Raw genomic sequence first — 17,740 nt, 5'->3', positions numbered from 1 at the left:
TGGTAGTCCGCTTTTACCAGTGCATCACAAATCCGCCATCCACGTTAATGGTTTGTCCTGTCACTTGAGCGGCACGATCTGAACTGAGAAAAACAATCATATTGGCGATATCTTCCGGAGTCTGCCAGCGTTGTAATGGGACCAGTTGCTTAATCTTTTCGCCCGCCCATTGCTCATAGGATTTTTGATTCTCTTTCGACTGGCGATCATTCCATGCCTGCCAGACTGATTGATTCAAGGGAGTTTGAACCATTCCGGGGCAGACCGAGTTCACGCGAATTCCCTGAGCCGCCAAATCCTTCGCCATACATTGCGCAAAGTTAATGTTCGCTGCTTTCGAGGCACTATAAGGTGGATCGGTCTGCGAGCCGATTTGTCCTGCAATCGAGCTGATGAACGTCATACTGCCGGCTTCCGTTTCTTGCATGACCGGCGTGACAGCATGCGCAACATGCACCATGCCCTGCATGTTCACCGCAAACACCCGAGGCCAGTCGGCAGGAGTGAGATTGGTAAATGGAAACCCAAATTTTCCCGATCCAATTGCCGCCGCATGCACCAGATGATCGATGCGAGGCACTTGATCGAGGGTCTGTTGCGTCGTTGTTTGAACCGCTGTGAAATCGGTAATGTCCACCTGAAATCCCAGGACCGTCTGACCGGTTTCGTCGCTCAACTGGCGGGCGATTTGTTGCACCTCATCGGTCAGATCCCAGAGGATGGGCTGCGCTCCTTCTTCTGCAAACGTTCTGGCTGTGACGAGGCCAATGCCGCTCGCTCCTCCTGTAATCACAACAGAAGCGCCTGTTAAATTGAGGTCCATGACTTGAATGATCCTGCTTCGAAATGGGATTGCTTGAATTCAGTGAGTCCTCATTCTGATCAATGGCTTTTCCCTCTGCAAGCGGCTTGCTATCTTTATACAAAAGGAATCAGAAGCAGGTCAGCCATAGATGGGAAAGGGACATGATGAAACTCGGAATGATTAATTCTGCCTGGGCGCAAGCGGGCCGTGATACAGCCTGGGGGTTAGAGAAGACAAAAGAGATCGGCTTTGATTGTGTCGATATCTTTATTGATCCATTGGATGTAGATATTCGCGAGCGAAAGTTGGTGAAGGATACGTGTAACCGCCTGGATCTTCCGATTGTTTCCGTTTGCTGTGTGGCAGTGGGCCTGATTGATTTTAATCCGAGCGTGCAACGCTTTCATCTGCAGCGGGTGAAGGATTATCTGGATCTGTGTTATGAGTACGAGGCTAAAAATCTACTGTTGGTACTCGGCGAATATATCTGGAACCGGGAAGTGATTCCACCCGAAGCACAATGGCAATTGGGGGTCGAACAATGTCAGATTCTGGCCAGATATGCCGAGTCGCTGGGATTGGAAATTGCCCTGGAGCTTGAGCCGTTTCCGCTTTCTCTTTTAAACAGTGTGGATGCGATGGTGCGATTTGTGGATGAAGTCAACCATCCGGCTTTAAAAGCGAACATCGATGTCTCTCACTTACTGTTAGCGGATGTTAAAGCAGAAGAGCTCCGCAAATTAGCGGGCAAAGCGATTCACGTGCATATTTCGGACTGTGATGGCAAGGTACACGGCGATTTACCCCCCGGGCGTGGTGTCGTCGATTTTGATCCCTATTTGAGCGAGATCAAAAAATTAAACATCCCGGGCGCGATTTCACTGGAACTGGAATATTCGCCTGAACCGGACAAAATTGAGGAATGGGTCCGAGAAGCCTATGAATCCACGAGTCAATTGATGCAGAATGCGGGTTTGAGAGGCTGAAAACGGCAGAAAAGGATCTGAAATGGGAGAGTTTTTCGATTTCGGTGAATCAAGCCGTCTGTTGCTTGAAGTTTTCCATGCGTTTCCCTAATTTCGCAGCTAGAGACGCCCGATGGTTGGCGTTGATTCTGGAACCCTTTTGTAAATATTGAGAATTCAAACGATGGCCGATCTAATTGCCCCTCATGGAGGTTTGAGCGAACCTGTCTGTTGTACAGTTCCTGCAGAGGAAATCGAGAGCTTCAAAGCAGAAGCAGCAACCCTTCCCCAAGTTCCTGTTTCAGCGGCTGATTTATCGACTGTGTACCGTCTGGGCGATGGCACACTCAGTCCCCTGACCGGACCCATGACGGGAGACGTCTTTAATCGTGTTCTGGATGAAGCCTGTATCGAAGTGAATGGCAAACAATATGCCTGGACCATTCCTTTGTCGCTTCCCGTGACATCAGAACTCGCAGCAACACTGTCCAGCGGTCAAAAAGTCGCTTTGACTAATCCGGCTGGTGAGATTGTCGCCACTCTGGATATTAAAGATGTATTCGAATGGGATAAGCCCAAGTATCTCAAGAGTGTGTATCAGACTGAACGCACTGATCACCCCGGTGCTGCAATGGTGCTCGAAGGAGATGCGGACAAGACTCACCTCTTAGGTGGTGAAATCAAAGCGTTACCGCAACCCAAGAACAGCTCGTTTGGAAAGTATGTGCTCACACCTCGTGAAGTACGTGCCTTGATTGCTGAAAAAGGCTGGGACGCTGTTGTCGCCTTCCAGACTCGGAATCCACTGCACCGTGCACACGAATACGCTTTGGTTTACGGCTTGGAAACATTACTGCGTCAAGGTAAGAACGCCGGTGCTGTTTTGAATCCGCTGATCGGCGAAACCAAGAGTGATGACGTCAGTGCGGAAATCCGGATGGAGACCTACGAAAAACTGATCGAGAATCGGGAACTGGGCGATGGTGACAGTGATCCCGAACTCTGGGGACCACGGGATGACAATCCTCCTGATCGTGTTCTGTTGCTCGGCCTGGATATCAAAATGTTCTACGGCGGTCCTAAAGAAGCTGTCATGCATGCGATCTATCGTCAGAACATGGGTTACACCAATATCGTCATCGGGCGTAAACACGCTGATGCTCCTTATGCGGATGGAACTGCGATCTGGGGTGACTTCGATGCTCAGGAGATCTTTAATAATCTGGCTGGTGAACTGTTGATTGAACCGGTCAATGTCGGCTTTGCTGCCTATTATGAATCACTGGGCCGCGTCGATCTGATGGAAAACCACTCAGAAGAAAAGCCCGTTTTCATCTCTGGAAAACAGGTTCGCGCGACACTGCAGGAAGGTGAAATGGTTGATCCGCGTATCATGCGGGAAAGCACTTCCAAGATTCTTGCGGAAGCCATGAAAGTTTCCTGATTCAATTTCAGGAAGACTGAAGAGAAACGAAAGGCAGACAGGCTCAGGCTTGTCTGCCTTTTTTATTTGTGTGTCGAGAATTGGGAAGAGTGCTATTAATTCTCGTGTGGCACCGTTGGCTTGCCCAACGGTGAAAGGGCTAGAGTCACGAACAAAGGTCACGTGTATTGCTATAAGGTCAGTAATGTCTGGTCGGATTGGTTTTCTATGGGGACGTTATTTTCTGGTGGGATCAAACCGGCGGCTAGGTAGAGTTTAAAAATTCGAACGGTGGCTACCCAAGACGTCCAACCGGGGCTAACGCCCTGCGGCTAGTGGCTTTTTTTGCGGTCATAGCCCAAGAAACAAAGGCAATATCACACCATCGGCTACGGTTTGATCTTACATAGCTCACTCTGTCGACCGAAAAATCACGCACAAAACTATTAAATAAACATTACCTAGCGCCCATCCGCTCACGGCTGGAATACGCAATGGTATTCAAAGTCTGAAAAGATCAAATTTTCGAATTCGGTTCCCACTGGCGTGTGCCACTGATCGGCTTGCCCGACAGTGCTTAAGTGCTTCAGTTGAGATTGTGGAAATCAGTGCGGGATGTTCATCTGCGTGGGGGCGGTGATATCTGGTAGGATTTGACTGGCGTGGAAGTCTGTTTTTTTTGGGGCTTTACTGAAACAAAAACGGCGGCTAGCTCCGACCTGCTCAGGGTGGGTTGCGTTATTTGATTTTCAGGAAGGGCGCGGGGCGGTCAAGGGGGAGCGAAACGAAATGTGTGGCGAAGGAGTGCAGAAGTGTGTTGGAGCTGTGGTGGGACTGGTTGACAGAGTGGCGGTTGTGTGGCGATGTGTGTCGACCCGCATAACTTTTCGAGGATTCCATTTGGAAAATCGGTCTAAAACAAGCGTTTTTTTGCAGGTGCGGTTAAAACCGGTTTCAATTTTTCACCTGAACCAGTGGTGCTCACGCGCGCGACGCGCAACTGGGATGATGGCGAAGTGCGGGAGGGCGTCAAGAGGAAATTTTTCAGCCCCAACTCAATCTGGTCAGGTGAACTTCAGGAGTCAGAGTAACAATGTCAGGTTCGGTCATGCTCACAGACAGGCAGCGGGAGCACAGAATGGGAAATTTGAGACAGGGCTAGAGTCGTGTTTCTTAATTCGAATTGGTCTTTGAATATAGAGAAGAACCGCGGCTAACGCCGTGCGGCTGATCCGATTTTTGGTGATTTTCCAGCCGGAATGACTTATTAGCCGAAGGGCGTTAGCCCCGGTTTAGACCAATCTCGGTGAGGTTACATTCATGAGAACTACACTCAAAACCAAAAAATAACGCTACCTAGTGTAATCTCAGAGGAACAGTTTGAATTCAACAGTCCTGTCGGCGTGAAAAATTAAGGACCTTTGCTTCCCGAAGGTCGGAGAAAAAAGGGTGAGACTTTGGGGAAGACATTATGGAGTCTTACATTCCGGCGAAGTATAATACGGAGAGCGAATATCTGGAACAGGTCGGGCCGGATTCAGAGAAGTAATTTGATCTCCAATCAAAATCATCCGGCTGAGTCGCTGGGATGTAACTGATCGTAAGACCGTTTCAGGCGATTCCCAGAGTTGAGGGTTGCCAGGTTAAGCTGTTTCGAAAACGTGAGAGGATCTGAAACAATGAGTTCGTCATTCAATATGACACGAAGAGACATGCTCAAAAATTCGGTTTTAAGCAGTGCCGGGTTGTGGCTGGGAACACGTACCGCAGAGGCGGCAAGTCGGTCTGCGAATGAAAAACTGAATATTGCCTGTATTGGACTGGGCAATCAGGGGAAAGCGAATCTTGGGTTGGTTTCCAGTCAGAATATCGTGGCACTGTGCGACGTGGACAGCGCCCGGACTGACAAATATCAGCCTCAATTTCCCAAAGCGAAAGCGTTTGCTGATTTTCGTGTGATGCTGGACAAAATGGAAAATGAGATCGACGCGGTGGTGGTGACGACGCCCAATCATACGCATGCGACGATTGCCATGAATGTGATGCAGCGAGGCAAACATTGTTACTGTGAAAAGCCGCTGGCGCATTCGATTCATGAAGTCCGGGAAATGCAGCGGGTTGCACGGGAACAAAAGGTCGTCACTCAGATGGGGACCCAGAATCATGCCGGCGATAATTATCGGCGGACCGTCGAAATGATTCAATCCGGTGCCATCGGTGGTGTGAAGCAGGTTCACGTCTGGTTTGGACGTCCTGGAGGCTGGCGACGCTTTAAGCATGTGGTGGACCGTCCAAAACAACCACAGCCGATCCCTCAAACTCTCAACTGGGATCTCTGGGTGGGGCCGGCACCGATGCAGAATTTCCATCCCTGCTATCACCCACATGACTGGCATTACTGGTGGGATTTTGGAAATGGTACGCTCGGAAATATGGGCTGTCATTATATGGATCTGATTTTCTGGTCATTAAATTTAAAGTACCCAACAACTGTGGAAACAAAAGGGCCGGAATTGCATCCGGACTCGACGCCATTCTGGCTCGACTGTCATTGGCAGTTTCCTGCACTGGGGGCACAGCCACCGGTAGAAGTCATCTGGTATCATGGTCGCAATACGCCGCAACCGGTACTGGATCTGGGAGGTCCCGAGTGGGCAGCCGGGATCTTGTTTGTGGGCGAGCAGGGGATGCTGGCTGCCGATTACAACAAACGAGTCCTGTTACCAGAAGAGAAATTCAAGGGATTCAAAGCACCTGAGAAGACGATTCCGGATGCAATTGGAAACCACCGGATGGAATGGGTTGAAGCCTGTAAAGGGAATGGAAAAACAGAATGCCACTTTGATTATGCTGCTCCCTTAACAGAAACGATTCTACTCGGAAATCTGGCATTTCGTGTCGGGAAAAAGATTGAGTGGGACGCTGAGAAAATGAATGCATCAAATACAACCGCAGCAGCACAATACGTTCAACGCGAATACCGCAAAGGATGGACACTCTAAGATGACAATACAAACCATGGGAAAAACGATTCCTCATTTACGACGAGGCATGATTTTCTGTTGGGCGGCAACGATTGTGATGCTGGTTGGCAAGCTTTCAGTCTCGTTTGCAGGGCCGGCGGTATTGCTGGAAGTTTCAGCGGGGAAACAGGCACGCCAGAATTGTGTACTCTCCACCCTTCTGCCTCAAGTGATGAAAGGGCAGGAATTAAGTCTGGTGCGGGTTGAGGACGGAGCCGAAATTCCGATTCAGATCGATCCGTCAGGAGATCAACGGCAGGTTGTCTGGATTCTACGTAAAGCATTACCGAAAGGTGCGACAAGACAATATCGTCTCTTTGCCAGGAAGAGTATTGGAGGACAACCTGATCATGTCACTGTGGCCGATGATGGAAAACATTTGAATGTGAAAGTCGATGGCAAACCGGTACTGACTTATAATCATGCCCTCGTTGCAGCGCCCCGGCGTGATGAAGCGTATTACGATAAAAGCGGATACATTCATCCGTTGTATACACCGTCCGGAAAAGTGATTACGGACGACTTCAATCCCGATCACGCCCATCAGCATGGTGTCATGTTTTCGTGGCGAAAAGTGCTCTTTGAAGGCAGAGAAAATAATGGCTGGGATCAGAAGTCCCAACTTGGAAAGGTCGAACATAGCAAGGTCGATTCATTTTCCGGTGGTTCTGTATTTGGTTCGTTTACGACTACCATTGATCATGTTGATCTGACCGCAAAGTCGGGGCCGGTGACCATGCTGAAAGAACACTGGCAGGTGCGGATCTATGCATTAGAGGATCAATTCCTGTTTGATATCAAGTCGACGCAAAGCTGCGCTACCCAGCAGCCGGTGACGATTGATAAGATTCATTATGGCGGGATGACCATTCGCGGTCATGCAGACTGGCACGACGATCATTCGTATGATTTTCTCACCAGCGAAGGGAGAAATAAGGAAAACGGGAATCAGTCGCGTCCACGTTGGGTGGAACTGTATGGTCCGTTAGCTGGTGAGACAGCGGGGGTCACGATTTTGAGTCACCCGGGTAATTTTCGGTTTCCCCAGCCGGTCAGATTACATCCGAAAATGCCTTACTTCTGCTTTGCTGTCGCCGCTCTGGATGCATTTCAGATTGAGCCTGGAAAACCATATGTCTCACGCTATCGCTTCTATGTGCATGACGGAAAACCGAGTGCCCAGGTAGACCAACGGTTGTGGGAAGATTACGCAGATCCCCCTGAAGTCAAAGTGATTCCGGAATCCTGAACACGTAAGGAAATGGTATTGAAAAGAAAAAGCTGACCGTGAACTTAGTTCATGGTCAGCTTTGCTGTCGAGATCGAATGAGTGTGTGCCGATTATTTGATCGACTCAATCATCTTCACGATTTCTTCTTCGTTATATTCGTCGGATTGAATCTGTAGCATCAAGAAGGCCGGGCTGCTTTTACCAGGGAAGACGCCTGTTACCTGATGAAATGTATTACCCTTTTTATCAGTTCCTTCAGCAAACGTGAAGTTGAGTTTTTTGCCTTTGATGGTAAATTCGCGTTGTTTCTCTTCGGTGATGTCAAGTTGGCGATGATTTTGATTCTGATTTTGATTATTCAGGCTGTCGCGAAACTCTTTTTCCATATCAATCATGCCATCATCGGGAACTGTGATACTCATTAAGATCAATACTCCCTGTCCTGAATCCGGCTCGAACAGTGCCATTTTCATACCTTTGCCAACGACACTAAATGTGACTCCTGCTTTGGGATTGAAGGTGTCGGGAACCGTAATATCAACGATTTCATTTTGGATGGTAATGATCTCTGCTTTTTTCTCTGTCACCTGCATTTTAATATCCATGTTTCTGACAGCGAAAAACAGACCACCACAGCAGAGTAGTAAGCAGAGTCCTCCTGCGCCGAGAAAAATCAGCAGGACTTTTACCCCTGTACTCATTCCCTGCTTGGGCTGGGCAGAAAACTCATCGGACTGAGAGTCATTCTCTTCTGAGTAAAAGTTGTCGTCTGACATAGTTCTATTCACCTTTCCCCAACGTGTGTATCAAAATGAGCATTCAGAATATGTAAAAATTCGATTTGTGAATCGAAAAAAAGCAGCGCGCTCGGAACAGCGCAAGTCTATACAGAAATCACTAAAGAAACGAGCGCAATTCAAAACCGGTTCAAAAAAATCTGAGAATTATGCAGAATGTTCTTCGTTCTGCAGGGCCTTGAGCCGCTCTTCTTCTCTCCACTGCTTCTGCAACTTTCGCCGTTCGCGTTTGCTAAGCCCTTTCAGCAGTTCGGGATCATGTGACGAGTCGACCCTGATATTTTTCTTCTCAGTTTTCGGTTGCTGCTTTTGTGAAGACCGATTTTTAGCAGCTTTGTTTTTAGCAACAGGTGCTTGCGTTTGCTCCGTTGGGACACCTTTAGTGTCTTTAGCGGTTGGTTTTGGAGTTGTGACCGCTTTGGGGGGCTGGGGAGCGGCAGATTGTTTTTCTGCAGAATCTGACACTTCCGCCTCGGCTAAAGCTTTTTTTGCTTCCAGTTGTTGTGCTTTTTCTGCCAAGCGCTCTTTTTGTCTGATTGCTTTGGCAACCCGCTTTGCTTTTCGTTTGATACGACGACGATGCAGATAAGTTGCACAGACTTTTTTGAAGCGAGAGGGGACTTTCTCTGGTAAATCGATCGACTGATAGAGAAGGTGATGCACATGCAGGAGCAAACTGGTAAATAAACACCAATGTGCAAAGAACATGATCCCTGCTGCGATTAAGTGGTGATATTCTTCCCAGGGAATGAGATTACCTGTCAGCATAAATGTCAGGCTCGCCACGTATGCGGCGGCTGCCATAATCGTGAAGTTTAAGCCAGCACGATCTCCCCTCATTTCAAGGTAGGTCATCAGTGAGACAGTTAAGCCGAAGAGCAGGGCGGGAACCAGCCAGGCCAGAAGTTGAGTCTGACTACCCCAGTCAAATAACCTCTGTTCAATAACTGTTGATGCCCATACGTGATGCACTTGGGTGGTTGCACACAAAGCAAACAGGAAGAGTCCGGCAGCGACCCATTTCCAGAGCCGATATCTGCCTGAAAAATCATGCAGGCTTTGAGTACGCAGTGCTGCAATCAGCAGGGCAAGCTGACCTGAAACAAACAGGAGACCACCGCTCAGGTAACGAGGCAGCGAGCTCTGCTCCAGTGAGAAGTAGTTGAAGATGGCAGAGTCGGGGGTAGAGAACTCAGGCCGATAAAAGTCAGCAGCAATCAATCCCGCAAAACACAAGAAGACAGGCAGATAAAAGAAGCACAGTTTCCAGCGCCTGGGAAAGATTAAAGTGCGTAGAGGAAATTGTCCGGCTGCAAAGCGATGTGTCCGCGCAATCGTTTGCGATGCAGAATCATCGTTCGAATCATCAAGTGATTCGATCGATTCCGATGCCAATCTACGACGCCGCCGTTCATCCATGGAACGCGAGCCAGCAAATCCAGTAGACATTGATGCTCTGTATGATCCTTCAACGAGATCTTTGTCGTTAAATTTTAAAGAGTAATGCGAAAACTACATTGCGGTTCCCCAGTCAAGATCGGTGGGAAGATGCAGATTTTCGCAGTCGAGAACTTACTTTACTCTTTTCTCATCGGTATAGAACAAATTCTGTCACAAGTCTGGATTCTGATTTTGCTATGCCTTGGGGGAGTCATGCGTGGCATGTTAGGTGTAACTGATTTATTTGGTATCGACTCAGTAATCGAAAAACACTGGCTAAAGCGGCCAGGGCTCCCATCTTCACAATTCAAGTGTAGAGAACAGCCTGTATTTTGTTGGGGATTATGCAGGGATAGTTCTTAACTCGTTCACTGTGAAAGGTTTAAAAATGTCAGACTTTATCAGTGGCAAAGAGTCCTCTCGGCATTCAACACGGTATATAATGGAGACTCAAATTACGGGCCATATAAATTTGAATAAATGGAGTGTTGATTGATGTTTGTTAACTGGAAGCCTTTTCTGACGTCTGTTTTGCTTTTTTTTCCGATTGCTTTTGCATCGGCAGCCACGAACCCCGAATCTGCGATATCCTCTGATGCCGGTATTGTCATTCGGCTTAAGCAGCCCAAGCTCACACAGCAGAATATTACGGGCTTATTGAATCAGGTAGATGAGACACTGAGCGGTGTTTTATCGGGGAGCTTGCGTACGTTTCTGGGGCGTTCGATTTCGAATCCCGCCTTGGCCGGTGTTGATACGTCTCGCGATCTGTATGTGGGTGTGTATCTAAGTCAGGCAAACCAACCAGGCTTGCTCTATGTGATCCCTGTAAGCGATCAGAAAGCCGTTCAGGAAGCACTTGGGGAAGGCTATCACAGTGCCGTTCATGAGAAATGGATTGTTTATAGTGAAGACCAGAAGTTGGTTGACCAGGCTGGAACTCTGTTAAAGAGTCGTGAGAAGAATTTTTCTTCTCAAATGACTGCATCTTCGCGAGATCTCTTTGCTGATGGCGATTTATCAGTTTACGTGAATTCAAAAAAACTGGTCCAAGTCTACCAGCCACAACTTGTGCTCGCAGGACAGAAAATCGATCAGACGTTGAATCAACTTTCTGCAACGGTTAACACAGCGCCTGGTGTGAATGTGAAACCGATGATGGCGATGTATTCTGCAGTAGCCAAAGGCGCGCTGCAGGCAGTTCAGGACTCTCAAAGTTATACCACGGCAGTCAAAGTGACTCCTGCTGGTCTTGGTGTCGAAAGCCTGTTTGAAGTCAAAGCAAATTCGGTGACGGATCTATTATTTCAGGCAAATCAACCTCAGGGGTTTGCACAACTTGGAAAATTTCCTGCAAACCAACTAACCTATTTTGCGGGTGCGGGGAATACCGATGCGTTGATTACCTGGGGCATGAATTTTACGGCCCAGATGTTTGACGAGACAGAACAGAATGCCGAAGCCAAAGCGCAATTCGAATCGATTGTCAAAGAGATTCGCAGCTTGAAATTTGGCAGTTATTATTTTTCATTTGAATTAGGCAAACTCTCGGAAGGCGTTTTGAATGCCTATACGATTTCTGAAGTGAGTCCTTCTGAAGAAATGCGGAAATATACACGACAGATGATGTCGTTGATGAAAAATATTTCTTTGCCAGGAATGCAGCAACAAGTGACGATGACACCCGATGCAGAAAAGATTGGGGATGTCACAGTTGATCTAACGGTGATCAAACAAGAGATCAACCCGGAATCCGATCCCCTGCAGATTCAAAAACGCATGCTCGAAGTGCTATATGGTCCTTCGGGGATTACCAATCGAATGGCGTATCCCGAAGGAAAGGTACTGCAGGCGATGGGAGCGACTGCTTCCATGAAGAAATTTCTGGAAGCCTTGGATGCTCCTGACAATTCAAAACAGCTTGCACAAAATCAGCCCGCATTTGAAGCGGCACGAGAGGAGGGGCTGAGTAAGGCAAATCTTCTGGCACTGATTGATGTACCGACAACGGTCTTGAAGATCTACAATATTTTGGCGGAAAGCCAGCAGAAAGAGGGGCCGTTTTCGGCAGGGCTGATTAAAAAACAAGGGATTTCGACTTCCTATTTGACCTTCAGTTTGTCTACCGGTAAGCAGACTTTAACGACCAAAACTTATATCCCCGTCCAAAATATGAAAAGTGGATTCAAGGTCTTTACGATTCTCTCGACTCAAAAAAAGTAAAATCGCATCCCACGCCGGAAAATAACTGAAAATATGTTACGATTAATTATCTGGCAAGCCGTTTCTTTTAAGTAGTATTTACGAAAAGACTTACCGTTGTTGGTTTCTTCTGGGGGGCGCGTGATTCAGCGAGAATCTGTAGCGATTTCACAAAACCTCTCTTGAAATAATCAATATTTTACCGAAAACTGTCAAAAATACGCGAACCAAAGACAGACTGTGGATGTCTAGTTGGTGTAGAGAGGTTCTTGACTATCAATCAGAGAATCTCTACTGATTTATTTTGTGAGCGGATTGAATCCGTTTTTTACTTATGAGGCTTTAGCCCTCTCTTTTTTAGTCTCTTTCTCTGCGGTTTAACGCAGGAGGTGCACTGATGATTTTTTCTAAACAGAATCGTCGTTTCGTCGTCAAAGCAATTAACAATAGCGCGTTTGTGAAAACAGCAGCTGTCGTGAAAGCCATCGATGTCGTCCGTGCAGCCCTCCGTTTCGATTCGTTAGACCCTCTATATGGAGAACGATTGTCGGAATCCGGTGGTATGCCGGGGACCCCCTCGATGAGTTGGCATTGTTGTTGCCAACATCAACCATCGATGCATCTGCAATATCAAAGAGATATGCAGATAACGGGACCCAGGACCACTGTGACCGGAACTGCTTCGTAAGCAGTCCCTTTTCCCTGCTTTTTAGCAGAAAATCGTTTACTCAAAGTGGTTGGTTAGAACCCATCAGGTTTTAGCTGACACTGCCATGTTTGATGGCGAGAACCTTACGTAGGGCACCTGAATTTCTGGCTGGAAGAGTCACACTCTTTCTCTGGTCTCACGGCTGACTCGTATGTTGTTCGGTTCTCAATTCGAATGTGATTAGAGCAACCACTTTGAACATCTATGAACCAGAGTCCTTAAACAAGGACAGAGAAGAGAAATTACAATGGAAGATCAGCACTTAATTCTATTAGTTACTGCCGCTCAGAACGGAGACCGGGACGCATTTGGTTCACTTGTTGTTCAATTCGAATCGACGGTCTTTGCAATCGTGATGAAGCGATTGCGAAATCACGCTGAGGCCAGTGAAGTCACGCAGGATGTTTTCATTCAGGCAATGCGTAAACTGTCTCAGCTGAACGCTCCAGAGCGATTCGGTGGGTGGTTGCGTCAGATTGCAGTTCGGATGTCGATCAATCGAGCTGTTCGTCGGCCTAACGAGTGCATTCAGAGCCCTGATACTTTCATCGTCCTGGACGATGATCCAGAAAGTCCTTTGGACAAAATGCTGGAAAGTGAACGGGCAACTGAATTACGCGGTGGTCTGGAACAGCTGGGCGAAGTCGACCGTGAAACGTTGATCTCATTTTATTTCAAAGGACAGTCTTTGAAAGAAATGAGTCACGAATTTGATCGTCCTATTGGTACGATCAAGCGTCGACTGCATACCGCACGAAACCGTCTGCGGGAAGCTCTGCTGGACTTGCAGTCCGTCTGAGTAAAATTTGTTTTTGTTGAATCAGCAAAGCCTGCAGGAGGAAACTTCTGCAGGCTTTGTGTTATTAAGGAAGTCGAATCGAGAAATCAAGGGAGAGTCACTCCCGCTTTGATCAAGAGTGTGGTCAAGGCAATCAGAGGAATGCCGGTAATCGCGGAATGATCTGTTGACTGGATCTCTACAAACAGTGCGATTCCCTGGCTTTCCAGTTTGTAGGCTCCTGCACAGTCAAGGGGCTGGTCAAATTGGACGTACCGTTTAATGGCGTCTTGATCCAGTTGCCGCATTTTCAGAGTGGTCTGATTGATATGAGTTTCAAGGAAGTCAGGTCCAATGACAGCGATGGCCGTAATCAGTGTATGGGACTTCCCTTGCATTGCCATTAACTGATCAATGGCGGCCTGTTCCGAGCCTGGTTTTCCCAGGATGGTATTTTCAAACGAGACCAACTGGTCACCCCCAATCACGATTGTCTCGGGGTTTTGCCCAGCGACCTGTTTGGCTTTTTCCAGAGCCAGTACCTCGGCAAGTGTCTCGGGAGTGAAGCCCGCCTGCTTGAACAGGGCTTCGTCGACTTGTGGGTCGCGTGTTTCGAAATCAAGTCCCAGCCGTTTCAATTGTTCGGCGCGATAGGATGATGTGCTGGCCAGGATGAGTTTCATGGGTGACTCCGTCGGCGGATTGACTCACCAGACTTTGTGGTTGCTAAACCGGTTATTTCGATGGTTGATAATAGACCTGTCTCGGTGACAGTTGGTGGATCGATTGATCCCATTCAGCGATGGCAGCGAGTGCGCCTTCCTGCGTCATGACCGCAATCTCTGTGATCTGATTAGTGTCAGGAAACTGCTCGGGATTACATTTGAGCTTGCGTCCCTGGCTGAGAAACTGGAGTTCCTGTGCATTGCATTGATACTGTGGAAGATTTGTGACGGCTAATGCTGCGGGCTGCAGATGCCGGGAAATCGATTCCAGCGAAAGTTCTTCATCCAGCTGCATTGCGTTGTCCAGGCTGAACTGGCCAATCCGTGTGCGAACCAGTGAAGACATCGTTGCGCCCGTACCTAATTGTTCTCCCAGATCACGACCGATAGAGCGAATATAGGTCCCTGATCCGCAGACAATCCGCAGTTGAAACAACGGGAACTGAAACACCGTTAATTCGATTTCGTAGACTTCCACCATCCGTGGCTGAATTTCAAACTCTTTTCCCTGGCGCGCCAAGTCATAGGCTCGCCGTCCGCCGATGTGGACCGCCGAATATTGTGGTGGTACCTGTTCAATTTGTCCCTGAAAGTCTGGTAGACAGCTTTCTAATTGCGTTCGTGTGATCGTGGGGCAGCCCGGGGTATCAATCACATTTCCTGAGAGATCATCCGTATCGCTTCGTTTCCCCAGGATGAATTCGCCGATATATTCTTTCGGCTGATCCTGCACAAAACGAATCAGCCGCGTCGCTGATCCCAGGCAGACCACCAATACGCCTGTCGCCAGAGGATCCAGTGTGCCAGCGTGTCCGACTTTCACTGGTTTGATCCGTTTCTGGATCTGATTTACTACCTGGCGCGACGTGATTTCAGGCGGCTTATGGAGATTCAGCAAACCGGATAAATTCAAGCCAGTTGCAGTTTCTTTGGAACTCATTGGGGAATGTTTCCATTTTCCTGGTGCGTTCCAGCACAGACATCGGAGTCCATCACTCGTTAAACAGTCACGCGGACTTTCTGTTGGTGGTAATTCAAGGCCGCTGCGACAAAGCCTGCAAACAGTGGATGTGGACTGACGGGCTTGGATTTGAATTCCGGATGGAACTGCACGGCGAGGTACCAGGGGTGATCCGGAATTTCAACAATCTCGACCAGATTTCCATTGGGGCTGGTGCCTGTCGGAATCATGCCGGCTTCAATCATCTGTGTTTTATATTCCGGATTGAACTCATAACGATGGCGGTGCCGCTCACTGATGGAATCCGCGCCATAACAGGTATGGGCTTTGGAGTCTTTGCTAATGATGCAGTCCTGTGCTCCGAGACGCATCGTGCCCCCTTTTTCCGTGATTTCCTTTTGTTCTTCCAGCAGACAAATCACAGGGGCATTGGTTTCACTGTTGAATTCGGTACTATGCGCGTCGGGCAAGCCTAACACATTGCGTGCAAATTCAATTACCGCACATTGCATTCCCAGACAGATTCCAAAGTAAGGAATTTTGTTTTCGCGGGCATACTTAACCGTCGCGATTTTTCCTTCAATTCCCCGTTTCCCAAATCCGCCGGGAACAAGAATTCCGTCGACATTGGAAAGTAACTTGTCAGCACCTTGGCGTTCGACTTCTTCTGCTTCAATGCGTTTTAGAAGAATCCGTGTGGAATGGTGGAAGCCGGCATGGAACAGGGATTCATAAATCGATTTGTAAGCATCTTTATGATCGATGTATTTCCCTACCACGGCGATGGTCACTTCGTGTTCCGGGTTTTTGATCCGATTCAGCAGAGTTCGCCAGTTGGAAAGATCCAAGGGTTCTGCATCCAACTGTAATTTGCGAATGATCAGTTTATCGAGTCCGTCGTTGGCCAGGCCTTCGGGCACTTCATAAATTGAAAACTCCGTATCGACTTCTTCGATGACGGCCCCTTTTTCCACATTACAGAACAACGCAATTTTGTCTGCATGGTCCTTGTCCATGGGGCGTTCGGTTCTGACGATCAAGACATCAGGCTGAATACCAATCTGGCGTAATAACCCCACGCTGTGCTGGGTGGGCTTGGTTTTCATTTCCCCTGCCGCTTTGATGTAGGGGACCAGCGTTAAATGAATGAACAGGCAGTTCTCTTTGCCGATATCCAGCGGGATCTGACGAATTGCTTCGAGGAAGGGAAGTCCTTCGATATCCCCGACCGTTCCTCCCAGTTCGGTGATGACAACATCAACGTCTGAGCTGTCGAGGTTGTAGACTGACTCTTTAATTTCATCGGTGATGTGTGGAATCACCTGCACGGTGGCACCCAGGTATTCGCCACGGCGTTCTTTTTCGATGACCCGTTGATAGATTTGACCGGTTGTATAATTCGATTTGCGGGAGAGCGGACTGTTTGTGAATCGTTCGTAATGCCCCAGATCCAGGTCCGTTTCCGATCCGTCATCTAATACATAAACTTCGCCATGCTCATACGGGTTCATTGTGCCGGGATCAATGTTAATGTACGGGTCGAGTTTTTGCATACGGACCCGTAACCCGCGTTGTTCCAGGAGCAGCCCGATTGAGGCGGAAGTGAGTCCTTTTCCTAACGAACTGACAACGCCGCCGGTGACAAAAATGTGTTTAGTCGTGTGTTTGGTCATTTCACTATCTGCTAATTAAGTCGAGATATTACTTGTATTGATTCTGGTGCGATGCAGGTCAGATACCGCATTTCAAGGAGTTTATTATCTCCAACGGTACGGTGATCTATTTTATCCAATGTCACCGTTTGTTGGCTATGAATTTTCTTGATTATAACGTGTTACAAACTGAGCGTAATCCTCCGGAGTATCAATCCCTACAGAAGGATGTGCAACTTGAGCGACTTGAATGGTGGCACCTGTCTCCAGAGCACGTAGTTGTTCTAATTTTTCCAGCTGTTCCATTGGCGTGGGAGGAATTTTCGTTAAATCCAGCAAAAACGGTCTACGGTACGCATAGATACCTAAATGTAATAACCAGGGACTCTGGTCGGGTAACAGAGTTGCCGGCTCTATATCTCTGGTGAAAGGAATCGGCAGGCGGCTGAAGTACATCGCAGATCCATCCGTACGACAGACGACTTTCGTACAGGATGAATCCTGTAATTGTTGAACATCCCGTATGGGGGTCGCTAACGTTGCCATGTCAGCTTCTGGAGTCTGGAGCAAAAGCTCGATTAGCTGGTCAATAAACTGAGGGGAGATTTCCGGCTCATCTCCCTGAATGTTGACCAGAATTTCGGCATCAAAGAGTTCTTTGACAGCGACTTCTGCAATCCGATCAGTGCCGCTGGGGTGCTCACCTGTCAGGAAGGCTTTCCCTCCAAATCCATGAACGGCTTCCAAAATCTCCAGACTGTCGGTGGCTACGATCAAGCGGTCTAATTTTTCAGAACTTGATGCTGCCTCCCAGGTATGCTGAATCAAAGACTTTCCGGTCTGATTCAGTAATAATTTTCTGGGGAGACGAGATGATTGCAGTCTCGCGGGAATCACGCCGCACACTTGCACGTGAACACCTCCTGTGTTTCCTGATGAACGGCTCACTTTAATAACGCTTCCACAGACTCAATTTATCAACAGTTCGTCTGCGACTTCAAGCGGAGGACAACCAAAACTGGATGTTTC

At 48.1% G+C, this 17,740-nt stretch carries 14 protein-coding genes; 7 read left to right on the top strand and 7 right to left on the bottom strand.

Annotated elements, in window-relative coordinates; all coding sequences use genetic code 11:
• Positions 1 to 13: 13 nt before the first annotated feature.
• Entirely contained in the window at positions 14 to 823 is an 810-nt protein-coding gene (locus Pan241w_RS16210) for an SDR family NAD(P)-dependent oxidoreductase (RefSeq protein WP_145217855.1), read from the bottom strand.
• 146 nt (positions 824 to 969) lie between these two features.
• On the opposite strand from Pan241w_RS16210, the gene Pan241w_RS16205 reads away from it, so the two are divergent.
• From Pan241w_RS16205 to Pan241w_RS16190, 4 genes are all read left to right on the top strand, one after another.
• A complete protein-coding gene (locus Pan241w_RS16205) occupies positions 970 to 1,791 on the top strand; it encodes a sugar phosphate isomerase/epimerase family protein (protein WP_145223417.1) in 822 nt (273 codons plus the stop codon).
• A 163-nt stretch (positions 1,792 to 1,954) separates the two neighbouring features.
• The gene (locus Pan241w_RS16200; protein ID WP_145217853.1) at positions 1,955 to 3,214 is read left to right on the top strand and encodes a sulfate adenylyltransferase; all 1,260 of its coding nucleotides are present in this window, start codon (positions 1,955 to 1,957) and stop codon (positions 3,212 to 3,214) included.
• A gap of 1,658 nt (positions 3,215 to 4,872) precedes the next feature.
• The gene (locus Pan241w_RS16195) at positions 4,873 to 6,195 is read left to right on the top strand and encodes a Gfo/Idh/MocA family protein (protein WP_145217851.1); all 1,323 of its coding nucleotides are present in this window, start codon (positions 4,873 to 4,875) and stop codon (positions 6,193 to 6,195) included.
• A gap of 1 nt (position 6,196) precedes the next feature.
• Positions 6,197 to 7,465: a DUF6807 domain-containing protein gene (locus Pan241w_RS16190; protein WP_197999969.1), complete on the top strand. Its 1,269-nt coding sequence runs from the start codon at positions 6,197 to 6,199 to the stop codon at positions 7,463 to 7,465.
• A 92-nt stretch (positions 7,466 to 7,557) separates the two neighbouring features.
• Here the strand turns inward: Pan241w_RS16190 and Pan241w_RS16185 are convergent, their stop codons facing one another.
• Both Pan241w_RS16185 and Pan241w_RS16180 read right to left on the bottom strand, forming a co-directional pair.
• Positions 7,558 to 8,223, bottom strand: a complete 666-nt coding sequence (locus Pan241w_RS16185; protein WP_145217847.1) for a hypothetical protein — start codon at positions 8,221 to 8,223, stop codon at positions 7,558 to 7,560.
• Positions 8,224 to 8,391: 168 nt separating this feature from the next.
• Positions 8,392 to 9,693: a hypothetical protein gene (locus Pan241w_RS16180; RefSeq protein ID WP_145217845.1), complete on the bottom strand. Its 1,302-nt coding sequence runs from the start codon at positions 9,691 to 9,693 to the stop codon at positions 8,392 to 8,394.
• A 486-nt stretch (positions 9,694 to 10,179) separates the two neighbouring features.
• Here Pan241w_RS16180 and Pan241w_RS16175 point away from each other — a divergent pair, with 486 nt between their 5' ends.
• The 3 genes from Pan241w_RS16175 to Pan241w_RS16165 all read left to right on the top strand — a co-directional run bounded on the left by Pan241w_RS16175 (position 10,180) and on the right by Pan241w_RS16165 (position 13,394).
• Entirely contained in the window at positions 10,180 to 11,907 is a 1,728-nt protein-coding gene (locus tag Pan241w_RS16175) for a hypothetical protein (protein ID WP_145217843.1), read from the top strand.
• A 376-nt stretch (positions 11,908 to 12,283) separates the two neighbouring features.
• Positions 12,284 to 12,574 (top strand): hypothetical protein, encoded by a 291-nt coding sequence (locus Pan241w_RS16170; protein WP_145217841.1) that lies wholly within the window; start codon positions 12,284 to 12,286, stop codon positions 12,572 to 12,574.
• Positions 12,575 to 12,842: 268 nt separating this feature from the next.
• Positions 12,843 to 13,394 carry an RNA polymerase sigma factor gene (locus tag Pan241w_RS16165; protein ID WP_145217839.1) on the top strand — a complete coding sequence of 184 codons (552 nt, stop codon included), beginning with the start codon at positions 12,843 to 12,845 and terminating at the stop codon, positions 13,392 to 13,394.
• An 86-nt stretch (positions 13,395 to 13,480) separates the two neighbouring features.
• On the opposite strand, the gene Pan241w_RS16160 is transcribed toward Pan241w_RS16165, so the two are convergent.
• The 4 genes from Pan241w_RS16160 to kdsB all read right to left on the bottom strand — a co-directional run bounded on the left by Pan241w_RS16160 (position 13,481) and on the right by kdsB (position 17,623).
• Positions 13,481 to 14,056 carry a Maf family protein gene (locus tag Pan241w_RS16160; protein WP_145217837.1) on the bottom strand — a complete coding sequence of 192 codons (576 nt, stop codon included), beginning with the start codon at positions 14,054 to 14,056 and terminating at the stop codon, positions 13,481 to 13,483.
• Positions 14,057 to 14,108: 52 nt separating this feature from the next.
• A complete protein-coding gene (truB, locus tag Pan241w_RS16155; protein WP_145217835.1) occupies positions 14,109 to 15,038 on the bottom strand; it encodes a tRNA pseudouridine(55) synthase TruB in 930 nt (309 codons plus the stop codon).
• Between the two features lie 59 nt (positions 15,039 to 15,097).
• On the bottom strand, positions 15,098 to 16,732 hold the full coding sequence (locus Pan241w_RS16150) for a CTP synthase (protein WP_145217833.1): 1,635 nt from the start codon (positions 16,730 to 16,732) through the stop codon (positions 15,098 to 15,100).
• A 135-nt stretch (positions 16,733 to 16,867) separates the two neighbouring features.
• Positions 16,868 to 17,623: a 3-deoxy-manno-octulosonate cytidylyltransferase gene (kdsB, locus tag Pan241w_RS16145; protein WP_145217831.1), complete on the bottom strand. Its 756-nt coding sequence runs from the start codon at positions 17,621 to 17,623 to the stop codon at positions 16,868 to 16,870.
• Between the last annotated feature and the right edge of the window lie 117 nt (positions 17,624 to 17,740).

This window comes from Gimesia alba, from assembly GCF_007744675.1.
GTDB lineage: Bacteria > Planctomycetota > Planctomycetia > Planctomycetales > Planctomycetaceae > Gimesia > Gimesia alba.
Note: the sequence above shows the minus strand (reverse complement) of the source record. Positions and strands in the feature narration are given on the sequence as shown.